Consider the following 11561-nt stretch of genomic DNA (forward strand, 5'->3'; position numbering starts at 1 on the left):
CTGTGAGAACAATCTTTATGTTACATAGGTACAGAGTTGTTATTTCCTTGTGCTACTGCTTTTTCCGTACGAACAACTGAACGATCGCATAATACAACGAATGGATAATAGATTACCATTGCAATTACAAAGTTGAATAACTGTAGGAGTGCACCTGAAAGATGTCCACCTGTTACAAGATAACCACTAATAATTGGTGGTGTTGCCCATGGGATCATCACAACTGTTTTTGGTACCCAGCCAATAGATATAGCTGTATAAGAAGTAATTACTAATACAATTGGTGTTATGATAAACGGTAAGAATAAAATTGGATTTAAAATAATTGGTGTACCAAAGATTACTGGTTCGTTAATGTTGAATGCACCAGGACCAATTGATAAACGAGATACACCGCGTAATTGCGCACTTTTCGCTACAATTAATACAACGACTAAGAACGCTAATGTTGCACCAGAACCACCAAGATATACGAAAGTATCAAAGAATGGTTTTGTAACAATGTTTGGAACATCAAATGCAGATGTACCACCTTTGAATAACTGCATGTTTTTCTCTAATGCCGGTAAGTATAATGGCTCAATAATACCACCAACGATATTTGGACCATGTAAACCGAAGAACCAAAGAAGATGAACAAGGAGTACAATGACAATTGCACTTGGTAATGTCCCTGCTAAACTTTGCAGTGGTGATTGAATTGTATTAAAGATAAATTCATGAACACTTGTACCAGCTAATTTCACTGCTAATTGAATACCTGCAACTACTGTTAAGATAACAAATGCTGGAACTATAGCTGCGAAAGACCTTAAAACTGCTGGTGGTACTCCATCGGGCATTTTAAAAGTAATGTTTCTTTGTACAAAGAAGCGGAATACTTCAGTAACAAGGAGTGCCACAATAATTGCTACGAATAACCCTTGTGCACCTGTCCAAGCTAAGTTCAATCCGCCTTCTTTCGGTGTTGTTGGCGTAAGAATAATTAACGCACCAAATGAAATAATACCTGCTGACAAACCATCAACGCCGTAAGATTTTGCTAAGTTATAACTTGTTGTAAATGCTATGATTAGTGCTAGAATCGCGAAAGAGCCAGTCCACATTCCACCGCCAACTTGTTTCCACGTTTCACCAAACAAACCTTTCATGAAATCTTGGAAAGCTTCAGATGGAAAACCATTAATTAGTGATGCCAGTGCACCAACTAAAATAAGTGGCATAACTGCAATAAATCCGTCACGGATCGCAGCTAAGTGACGTTGCGATCCGATTTTACCAGCGACAGGAACAATATATTTCTCCATGAATGCAATAAACTTTTGCATTTTGCTTCCCCCCTAATTATTTTTTAAGTGTTAATGCGTGATCTAAAACTGCCTCTCCATTCATCATGCCGTAGTGCATTGGATTGATAACGTCGATTCCAACGTTTTTCTCATCAGCAAGCGTTTTCATTGAAGAAAGCATGTAACGAACTTGTGGTCCTAGTAATAATACATCTGCTTGATCGATATTCGTTTTTACTGCATCCCCAGATACAGCCCAAATCTTTCCTTCTAGACCGCGAGCTTTTGCAGCCGCTTCCATTTTTGTAACTAGTAAACTTGTAGACATCCCTGCTGAGCAACATAATAAAATATTCATTTGAAAATCCCCCTTGTGTAGTATAAAAAATTAATATTTTATTTATTTTTCTTTACGCTATTTATCAATGCAATTAGCGTGCCAACTTTTTAAAACCACTAAAATCAGCACTTTTTCGACCATTTTCTTTGTGTGTTAACGCTTTCAATTAGTGTGTCGACCAAAAAAACACAGTGTGTTATAAAACAACACGCTTTTAACACATAACTGTATGAAAATAGATTAGTGTTTAGTTGTCTAGTTGTATTTAAAATAAAAAAACACTAAAAAAATTTTTTAGTGTTTTTACCCTCTATTTAATGAAATAAAAAACCTTGCATACGCAAGGTTCATTCAGATATTGACATCTTCCTATATAATTCTACAAACTCACTCGCTAATTCCTTCACTGTAATTGCATTCATTAAATGATCTTGCGCATGTACCATTAGAAGGGTAACCTCAGTCTTTTCACCACCGGCTTCTTTCTGTATGAGATCCGTTTGTACACGGTGCGCCTCTTTTAATTCCTCTAACGCTTCTTGTAATTTCGCTTCTGCTTCTGTAAACTCTCCACGCTTCGCGCAATCAATTGCTTCCATTGAACAACTTCTCGCATTTCCCCCATGCAAGATTAAGTGAAAGGCCTTCGTTTCTACCGTATCCATTTTAGTTCTTTACGCCCCCTTTTCTTCCGCTAATTTTTGTTTATCCCATATTTTTAAGAATGGTAAATATATGACGAACGCTAGTGCAAAATTAACGAGTTGCAAAATCACACCTGAAATTTTGCCACCCGATCCTAAATATCCACTAAATAGAATTGGTGTCGTCCATGTTACAGCAGCACCACTTGGACGAGCTACCAATCCCCACTCCATTGCGAAATAAGAAACAATTGTTAACACAACTGGAACTACTATAAATGGAATAAGTAACAGTGGATTCATGACAATTGGCATACCGAAAGTTACCATTTCATTAATATTAAAAATACCAGGTGCAATTGACAATCGTCCTAAACTTTTTAATTGCTGACTTCGCGCAAACAATAACATTCCGACAACTAAGGCTAGTGTTGCACCAGAACCGCCCATATAAATCCATAAATCAAAAAACTGTGCAGTAATCGTGTTCGGTACATCTTGGCCCGCTTGAAAAGCAATCCGGTTCTGATCCATTAACGATAACCAAATCGGGCTCATTACACCGCCCACAATTGTAGCTCCATGAATTCCACACGCCCAAAGGACATGAACGAGAATAACCGCTATAACTGCTCCCCAAAGACTAGCACCAAGTATACTCAGCGGTTCTTGCAGTAGCTTCCCTACAACATTATGAATGCTTCCGAAAGTTGTGTGTTCAAAAATCAATCTAATGATCCAAACAACTGTCACAACAATAAACCCAGGAATAAGCGCTGCAAATGAACGCGTTACTGCCGGTGGAACTGTCTCAGGCATTTTTATAATCATCTTTTTTTGTACAAGAAATCGGTATATTTCAGTAGATATAATTGCAATAATCATCGCTACAAATAAACCTTGGCTTCCCATTAATGCCGCTGGAATTACTCCATCTACCAGTATACTTTCTTTCGTACCCGGCATGATATATGCAACTTGAAATGGAGTTGCAAGTAAAAATGTCACAAGCGACAATGCCCCGGATGCTAGAGCGTCCACTTTATAATATTCCCCAAGCCTGTAAGCGATTCCAAAAACGGCTATTAAAGCCATTATATTAAAAGTTGCACTAACTGGATACCCTAATGCTACGTTCCAGTTTTTCCCGAACAAACTCGCCATGAATTCACTATACCCGGGGATTGGTAATGTACTAATAATAAGAAAAATTGATCCTATAATTAAGAACGGCATCGTCAATACAAGTCCATCACGAATTGCTAGCAAATGCCTCTGCTCTGCAACCTTTCCTGCTACCGGCATTACATATTTCTCTAAAAACCGTATCATCTATCCCACTCTCCTCATGGTTTCATTGACAAAGCTGCTTGCAAGATAGCTTCTCCATTACAAAGTCCGTAATGGACGGATTGAATGACATCAACAGGTACTCCTTTCCCCTTACATAATTCTTTCATTTTCGGTAATAAATAACGTACTTGCGGTCCAAGTAAAAGTACATCAGCTTCATCTATGTGACTATTTACTTCAGAACCTGATACAGCCCAAATCTTTACCTCTATCCCTTTTGCCTCTGCTGCTTTCTCCATTTTTGTAACAATCAAGCTGGAAGACATTCCCGCTGCACAGCAAAGTAAAATATTCATCCCTTTTCCCTCCCCCTTTTTCCAAACCTAAGTTACGGCGCATCCCTTACCACAACTAGGTTACAAATATATATGTCTAGATTTCCTGCTGTATGCCGAGCTTAAAAACAAAAATTTCTCGGTTTTCACGCTATTCCATCTATCCGTATTCTCCTAGTAAAGAGGGCTCTAACTCGCTATAATAATTCAGTATGATTTTTTATAATTGATAGGAGGATATATTTATGAAGGCATATCGCTTTCCACTTATTTTATTATCTTCTATCCTAATTGGTGGTTTCATTGGTTATTTCATGGGTGCCGATGCAGTTGCTTTAAAGCCGCTTGGTGACATTTTCTTAAACTTAATGTTTACGATTGTTGTACCTCTAGTGTTCTTTAGCATCGCGTCATCTATTGCTAATATGGATGGATTAAAACGTTTCGGTAAAATTATGTCTAGTATGGCTGGGACTTTCTTATTTACAAGTATTTTAGCTGCTATTTTTATGATTATTGTCGTGAAAGTATTCCCGCCAGCACAAGGTGTTGTATTAGAACTAACCCAACCTGACAAAGCTGAAAAAGCAGTTAGTGTTGCAGATCAAATCGTCGGTATTCTAACAGTATCTGACTTCTCGAAGTTACTATCTCGTGAAAATATGTTAGCACTTATTTTCTTCTCTATTTTAATGGGGGTTGCAACTTCAGCAGTTGGTGAAAAAGGAAAACCATTCGCTACATTCTTACAAGCTGGTGCAGAAATTTCAATGAAAGTTGTATCTTTCATTATGTACTACGCTCCAATCGGACTTGCTGCTTACTTCGCAGCATTAGTTGGTGAATTTGGACCACAACTTCTTGGAACTTACTTCCGAGCAGCAATGGTATACTATCCAGCATCTCTTATTTACTTCTTTGTATTCTTTACGTTCTATGCATACCTTGCAGGTCGCAAGCAAGGTGTACAAGTATTTTGGAAGAACATGGTCTCTCCTACAGTTACATCTCTTGCAACTTGTAGTAGTGCCGCAAGTATTCCAGCAAACTTAGAAGCAACGAAGAAAATGGGTATCTCTTCTGACGTTCGTGAAACAGTTGTCCTTCTTGGATCTACACTCCATAAAGACGGCTCTGTTTTAGGCGGCGTATTAAAAATTGCTTTCTTATTCGGTATTTTCAACATGGAATTCGAAGGACCAAAAACATTAGCAATCGCACTTGTTGTTTCTTTATTAGTAGGAACAGTAATGGGCGCTATTCCAGGCGGAGGTATGATTGGTGAAATGTTAATCGTTTCTCTATACGGCTTCCCGCCAGAAGCATTGCCAATTATTGCAGCGATTAGTACTATCATTGATCCTCCTGCAACGATGTTAAACGTAACAGCAGATAACGCTTGTGCCGTAATGACAGCTCGCCTTGTAGAAGGTAAGAACTGGATCAAAAACAAATTTGCTTAATAGATAGAAAGAGGATGCTCCAAACGAGCATCCTCTTTTTTTGTTGTTAATCCATTCCGCCACAAATTTGTTAAAATCTTCACAAATATTCCACATCCATTATCCATTCTCCGTACTATAATCATGTATGGAAAAGGAGTTGGACATGATGACACAAAGCGCACCAGAATTTAAAGTTTTGCAAAGCATTGCATTCCTTGCTGTCGTTTTGCAAAGTTCGTTATTATATACAATGAATCAAGGAAATGTCTTACTTGAGCAATCCCTCATTATGGGCATGCTATTTAACCTTGCAAAATTTTCAGCACCTGCATTCATATTTATCGTCGGCTTCCACTTAATTCGTCACTATACAAAGCAATTAGTATACAAAGAATATATTTCTGAAAAAGCCGCACATTTACTCATTCCTTATCTCTTCTGGTCTATTCTTTACTTATTAACAACAAACGATATGATCACATTACAAGGCGGAATAAAAAGTTTATTACTCGGAACAGCCGCACCCCATCTTTGGTATGTAATTATGATGTTTCAAATTCACCTACTGTTCCCTTTACTGTGCACACTATTTTATTGGTTTCAAAAACGAACAGAAAATAAAAAAGACATATATAAATATATGACCGTCTTTGCTTCTCTATATTTCCTCTTAATGTGGTATTCTTCGCACTACATTTTTAATGGAGAGAAATTGACTAGCTCAACCATTTTACATTATACAGATCGTTCCTTCTTCTTCTATTCGTTCTATTTCGTCATGGGAGGAATCGCGGCTGTAGCACTAAAAACTTGGCGACTATTTGTCATGAAACATATCCCACTAATCACAATATTATTTTTCGTCTTATTTTTATTCATCAATTATGAGTTATTTAGTTTTTACGGAGCAAACTCTATTCATTTAACCGTTTCGACTTATTTAAAACCGTCTATGTTTTTATATATCGTATGCGAAATTATCATACTTTACGTGCTATCTATTACAATCGTACAGCGACGCGGTTTCTTATATAAAGCTTTACGATTTATCGGGAATTACACGTATGGTGCTTATTTAGCTCACTTTTTCTTCTTGCAACTATGTACAAAGTTTCTTTCTTTATTCACACTGCAAGAAAACACAATATTATATAGCTTATTATTATTTACAATAACAGCCACAATCTCGATTTCAGCAATGGTCCTATGCAGTACACTACCATTTCATACATGGATTACAGGACCTTCTCCTACGATGAAATGGGCTAAGATTGTACTTCCGAAAAATCACGAAAAGGTATTCAAACCATATCTTTGATATAATAGAATTCCATAAAAGAAAAGAAAGTAGGACACACCTATGATTAATCAAATTGGGCAAATTATGCTATATGTAAATAATCAAGATGAAGCAGTACAATTTTGGACTGAGACAGTAGGATTCCAAATTATTGCGGAAGAAAATAACGGACAAGGTTTTCGCTGGATTGAAATTGCACCGTCAAAAGAAGCAAGCACAAGCATCGTCCTTCACGATAAAGCGTTAATTGCAAAAATGCAACCTGAATTAAACTTACATACACCTTCACTTATGTTCTTCTCTAACAACTTAGATCAACTGTATAAAGATCTTTCTGAGAAAAACGTTACTGTTGGACAAGTTGTAGATTTACCTACTGGCAGAGCTTTTAACTTCGCTGATAACGAAAACAATTACTTTGCAGTAATGGAACGCAAATAAAAAAGAAGCTATCCGAAAAAACCGGATAGCTTCTTTCATTTTAAGAAACTTGTTCTGCATTCGTTTCCCTATGTTGTATATGGCTCGTAATCCAAGCAATTCCACCAGCAACAACGAGATAGCATAACAATATTAAAATTTGCATTTGTAATTGCGACCAATCTCCTAAAGAAATCACATCTTGCAATCCTCTAAGAGAATGGGACATTGGGAGAAATTGTCCAATCTTGCTAAGAACAGCTATATTTAATTCTCCTGGGAAAGTCCCACCGCTCGTCGCTAATTGCAAGACGAGAAGCGTTACCGCTAAGAACTTTCCAACAAGACCAAACACCGTTACTAACATAAGAATAAACGTCATGAACGTAAAGGAAATAACGATACTTGATAAAACAAAGAGTGGCACACTTGCAACTTCTAATTTCATAACTCCTAGCACAACCACATCCACTAGTAATGCTTGAATAAGTCCAATTACATATACTAATCCTAATTTATTAATAAAATGTACTGTTCCGCTTACTTTCATATTTTGTCTACGGCCAAGCGGTAAAATATTTGATGCCATAATTCCGCCAACATAAAATGCAAGCGATAAGAAATATGGTGCAATACCCGAACCGTAATTAGGCACGTCAGAAACTGTTGACTTCACTAATTGAACCGGCTCTGAGAACATCGTATTGCGTGCATCATCATTGCGAACATCCGCTATCTTCTCTGCGCCCTCTCCCAATTTCGTAGAAAGTTCTTTCGCACCATCGTCAAGTTTAACAAGTCCGTTCGTTAACTGATCAGCACCATGATTCAGCTCTGTTCCGCCATTCGCAAGTTGATTTACACCTTCTTGTAATGATGTAAATCCAGTTCCCCATTTCGTAAATCCACTAGCTAAATTTGTAGCACCATCTGCTATCTTTTTCGTTCCAGCAGTAGCTTCATTTAACTTAACTCCGAATGTATTCATACCTTCTTCAACCTTATGCTGACCATCTGCAAGCTTCTGTGCACCTTGTGTCAATTGTTTCTGACTATGATTTAAAGTGTTTGTTGCTTGAGCTAATCCATTAGAAGTAGCGATAATCTTTTGAAAAGCAGGATCTTGCTGCACTTCTGGATGATTTTTCACGTACTCTTCTAATTGTTGTTTTACACTATTTGCTGCATTGTCCGCTTTCACTTGCCCCTCAGCAAGTTTCTCACTTCCGTTCACCCATTCATTTGTACCAGCACTTAATTCACTAACCCCTGATTGTAACGTTTTTTCACCTTGCGTCAATAACTCCATACCGCTATGAAGTGAGGTTGCTCCTTGACTTAGCTCATTCGCTCCTTCAGTTAAGGCTGATTTACTAGAAGCAAGTTTTTCACTTCCTTCTTTCACTTTTGATGTCCCTTCACTTAAACGATGAATACCATCTGCAAGTTGATTTGCCCCATTTCTTGCATCTGTCGTTCCTTCATGTAACTTCCCAGCACCATTACTTGCATCACTCAACCCTTGTGCTAAGTCCTGAAACTTTGAAAAGACACCTTCTGTATAAGATTTCGTAATACTATTTGAAATTTTTGTTTTCATATTTTCAACAGCTGTCGTTCCAATTTGCGCTGCTACAAAGTTTTTACCCGGATTTACTTTGTACTGCAATTGTGCTGGTTCTGGCTTCTCATCCATAAGTGTACTTACCTTTTTAGAGAAATCGGCTGGAATCGTAACAACCATATAGTACTTATCTTCTTTTAACCCTTCCTCAGCATTTTTTTCTGATACGAAATGAAAAGCCAGTTCCTTATTCTCTTTTAAATTTTTTACAAAATCGTCTCCTGCATGAATTGTTTTCTCATCCATCGCAGCGCCTTTATCTAAATTCACAATCGCAACAGGTAATTTATCTAATCGTCCGTATGGATCCCAATATCCAGCTAAAAAGAATCCTGAATAAATTAAAGGAACGATTAATAAAAAAATTAAAGCGATACGCCCATGTTTATGGTGCCACATCGCTTTCCAATCTTTAAATATAAGTTGAATTCCATTCATGAAACATACTCCTTCTCCTAATTTCACACCATTACAATGGTTTAACAGATTTACTATACACGTCACTTTTCATACTGTATAATACATCTTTAATTATCAATTCATTCCTTTCGATCTATAGATAGGAGAGTCAAAATGGAACTTCTTCAACTAAAATACTTTCAAACAGTCGCACGATTAGAACATATGACAAAAGCGGCTGAGGAATTGCATATCGCACAACCTTCGCTCAGCAAAACAATTGCTAGATTAGAAAAGGACTTAGGCGTTCCGCTATTTGACCGCCAAGGGCGACAAATTACATTAAACTCTTTCGGGAAAGTATTCTTAAAACGAGTAGAGCGCATTTTTCATGAATTAAGTGAAGGCGAACGAGAAATTAAAGATTTAGCTGACTTACAACAAAGCTCTATTACGTTGGCTGTTTCTATTCCAAGAATATTACCCGAACTAATTGGTTCTTTTTTACTAGAACATCCTAACGTTCGATTCCAACAATTTCTCGCATCTACTCCTTCTATGAAACGACAACTAGATAATATAGAAATTGACTTTTGCATTTCTTCTGTGCCAATTGAAGGCGAAGAGATTATTTGGGAACCACTTATTACAGAAGAAATTTTCTTAGTCGTCCCTTCAGGTCATCGTTTATCAGAACGTAAAAGTATCTATCTACATGAAGTAAAAGACGAACCGTTCATTAGTATGAACACTGGCTATGGATTTCGGCACTTAACAGATGAATTTTGTAAAGAAGCTGGCTTCACTCCACATATCGCTTTTGAAGTAGATGAACCAACCGTGATTAGCGACCTTATTAAGCAAGGCCTCGGCATCGCCTTTGTCCCAAGTTTAACTTTATTAAAAAACTCTACTTTAGCATTAAATAAGTTACGTATTATTGAACCAAATTGTGAGCGAACGATTGGGTTAAGCTGGTCAAAAAAACGTTACTTATCAAAAACTGCCCAGCAATTCCGTGAATTCGTGATTGATTACTTCTCCAATATTAGGACGTAAAATAATATCAAAAAATGAAAGGTGCCATCCCCAAGGGTGGCACCTTTTATTTTTCACTCTTCTCTAATTCTATTTCAGCTAAAAGCGGCAAAACATTATCAAAAATATGCGTATTGTTATTTTCACCTGTTACATATCCACCGTAATATCTACTAAATACGTTGTCATTTCGGAATGTGGCCATATGATCATATAATTCCTTTGCAAACTTTGTATCACCTGTTTGTAGTACGTACAAAATCGTTAATCCGTAAGCCGCTGGCGATTCATAATTGACAGTTTGTTTTCCCGTTTCTAAATTGTAACGACCGTATAACTTTCCATCCTCCTGAAATTTCTTCTTTATAAATTCCAAATAAGCATCGGATGAAAGACCACCTAAACTACGATGATATGCAACGTATGATTGATCAATAAGATTCACTTCTTTGTCATACGTAAATGTACCATCTGCTTTATACTCTTTCGGGAATGCCCATCCATGCCTTGGATAATCCGCTAAAAATTGAACGACTTCCTGATATTGCTGAGCAGAAACTTTGCCATACTTTTTCATATAGGAGAACGCGCGCGGATTTATATATGACGTTGTTGCAAAATCATTTTGTTTCCTTGCATCTGCATCATAATAATCAACATAATAATTATCTTTCTTATTATAACGAATTACAGCATCACTCAATTGATCTGCCAAGTTTTTATAGCGCTCTTCCTTGTACATTTCATAAGCGCGATATAACTGTTCTATAATACGAAGGTCATCAATAAGTGCATTTGTAGCTGACTGCATTTCTCCCTTTTCAGAGATTTTCCATAAAACAATTTGGTTCTTATGTACAAAGTTATTTTGAATAACCTTAACTTGTTCATCGAATAACGCTTGATCGTCTTTATCGAGTGTATATTGCAACCATAGTCCTGCTGATTCCGATAAAGCTTCACGGCCTTTCGCTTCACCGGTACCTGCTTTTGTATCTTCTAAACGATATGTAGCAAGCGTCCCATTTTCATTCACCATATGTCTTAAAATAAAATGTTCCGTACGGTTTCCTTGCAAAGCTGACCAAAATACAATTCCACCTAAAGCGATTAAAAGGATAACTCCAATCACTATATATATACGTTTCCGCAAACTTTTCACCTCCCTAGTAAGGCTATCCTTAATTTTACCAGAACATACGTAAATGTAAAAAAGACAATCTGTTAGATTGTCTCCCGTTCCTCTATCCCTCACAAGCCTCTTTAGAAGGTCTATATAGCGATTCCACGAGTCGATCATACTCACTACGCGTAATCTCTTTATTATACAGCTTCAATAATAAATCTCTATGCTCTTTTGAAAATGCCATCTTTTTAATGACTTCAGGATACATCAAACATCCTCTCCATTTCACATAAACTTCTTCATTTCAA

At 37.1% G+C, this 11561-nt stretch carries 12 protein-coding genes; 4 read left to right on the top strand and 8 right to left on the bottom strand.

The features are described from left to right. Window positions 1-20: 20 nt before the first annotated feature. The 5 genes from celB (EKQ63_RS27510) to EKQ63_RS27530 form a co-directional block, all read right to left on the bottom strand. Entirely contained in the window at window positions 21-1328 is a 1308-nt protein-coding gene (gene celB / locus EKQ63_RS27510; protein ID WP_143881674.1) for a PTS cellobiose transporter subunit IIC, read from the bottom strand. 16 nt (window positions 1329-1344) lie between these two features. Beyond that, a complete protein-coding gene (locus EKQ63_RS27515) occupies window positions 1345-1647 on the bottom strand; it encodes a PTS sugar transporter subunit IIB (RefSeq protein WP_001023567.1) in 303 nt (100 codons plus the stop codon). A 329-nt stretch (window positions 1648-1976) separates the two neighbouring features. After that, the gene (locus EKQ63_RS27520) at window positions 1977-2294 is read right to left on the bottom strand and encodes a PTS sugar transporter subunit IIA (RefSeq protein ID WP_143881675.1); all 318 of its coding nucleotides are present in this window, start codon (window positions 2292-2294) and stop codon (window positions 1977-1979) included. A gap of 9 nt (window positions 2295-2303) precedes the next feature. After that, entirely contained in the window at window positions 2304-3605 is a 1302-nt protein-coding gene (gene celB / locus EKQ63_RS27525; RefSeq protein ID WP_087955117.1) for a PTS cellobiose transporter subunit IIC, read from the bottom strand. A 14-nt stretch (window positions 3606-3619) separates the two neighbouring features. Continuing rightward, a complete protein-coding gene (locus EKQ63_RS27530; RefSeq protein ID WP_087955118.1) occupies window positions 3620-3922 on the bottom strand; it encodes a PTS sugar transporter subunit IIB in 303 nt (100 codons plus the stop codon). A gap of 224 nt (window positions 3923-4146) precedes the next feature. Here EKQ63_RS27530 and EKQ63_RS27535 point away from each other — a divergent pair, with 224 nt between their 5' ends. From EKQ63_RS27535 to EKQ63_RS27545, 3 genes are all read left to right on the top strand, one after another. Next, the gene (locus tag EKQ63_RS27535) at window positions 4147-5364 is read left to right on the top strand and encodes a dicarboxylate/amino acid:cation symporter (RefSeq protein ID WP_000649373.1); all 1218 of its coding nucleotides are present in this window, start codon (window positions 4147-4149) and stop codon (window positions 5362-5364) included. Between the two features lie 148 nt (window positions 5365-5512). Continuing rightward, on the top strand, window positions 5513-6664 hold the full coding sequence (locus EKQ63_RS27540; RefSeq protein WP_088325778.1) for an acyltransferase: 1152 nt from the start codon (window positions 5513-5515) through the stop codon (window positions 6662-6664). A 42-nt stretch (window positions 6665-6706) separates the two neighbouring features. Continuing rightward, the gene (locus EKQ63_RS27545; RefSeq protein WP_087994274.1) at window positions 6707-7087 is read left to right on the top strand and encodes a VOC family protein; all 381 of its coding nucleotides are present in this window, start codon (window positions 6707-6709) and stop codon (window positions 7085-7087) included. A gap of 40 nt (window positions 7088-7127) precedes the next feature. On the opposite strand, the gene EKQ63_RS27550 is transcribed toward EKQ63_RS27545, so the two are convergent. Continuing rightward, entirely contained in the window at window positions 7128-9128 is a 2001-nt protein-coding gene (locus tag EKQ63_RS27550) for a YhgE/Pip domain-containing protein (protein ID WP_088325780.1), read from the bottom strand. 135 nt (window positions 9129-9263) lie between these two features. Between EKQ63_RS27550 and EKQ63_RS27555 the strand changes: the two genes are divergently transcribed. Further along, entirely contained in the window at window positions 9264-10148 is an 885-nt protein-coding gene (locus EKQ63_RS27555) for a LysR family transcriptional regulator (protein ID WP_087955122.1), read from the top strand. A 46-nt stretch (window positions 10149-10194) separates the two neighbouring features. Here the strand turns inward: EKQ63_RS27555 and EKQ63_RS27560 are convergent, their stop codons facing one another. Further along, the gene (locus EKQ63_RS27560) at window positions 10195-11280 is read right to left on the bottom strand and encodes a transcriptional regulator (RefSeq protein WP_140168432.1); all 1086 of its coding nucleotides are present in this window, start codon (window positions 11278-11280) and stop codon (window positions 10195-10197) included. Window positions 11281-11371: 91 nt separating this feature from the next. Further along, window positions 11372-11524 carry a hypothetical protein gene (locus EKQ63_RS30065; RefSeq protein ID WP_173601759.1) on the bottom strand — a complete coding sequence of 51 codons (153 nt, stop codon included), beginning with the start codon at window positions 11522-11524 and terminating at the stop codon, window positions 11372-11374. Window positions 11525-11561 lie beyond the last annotated feature (37 nt).

The organism is Bacillus sp. BD59S, assembly GCF_007363175.1.
Taxonomy (GTDB): Bacteria; Bacillota; Bacilli; order Bacillales; family Bacillaceae_G; genus Bacillus_A; species Bacillus_A pacificus.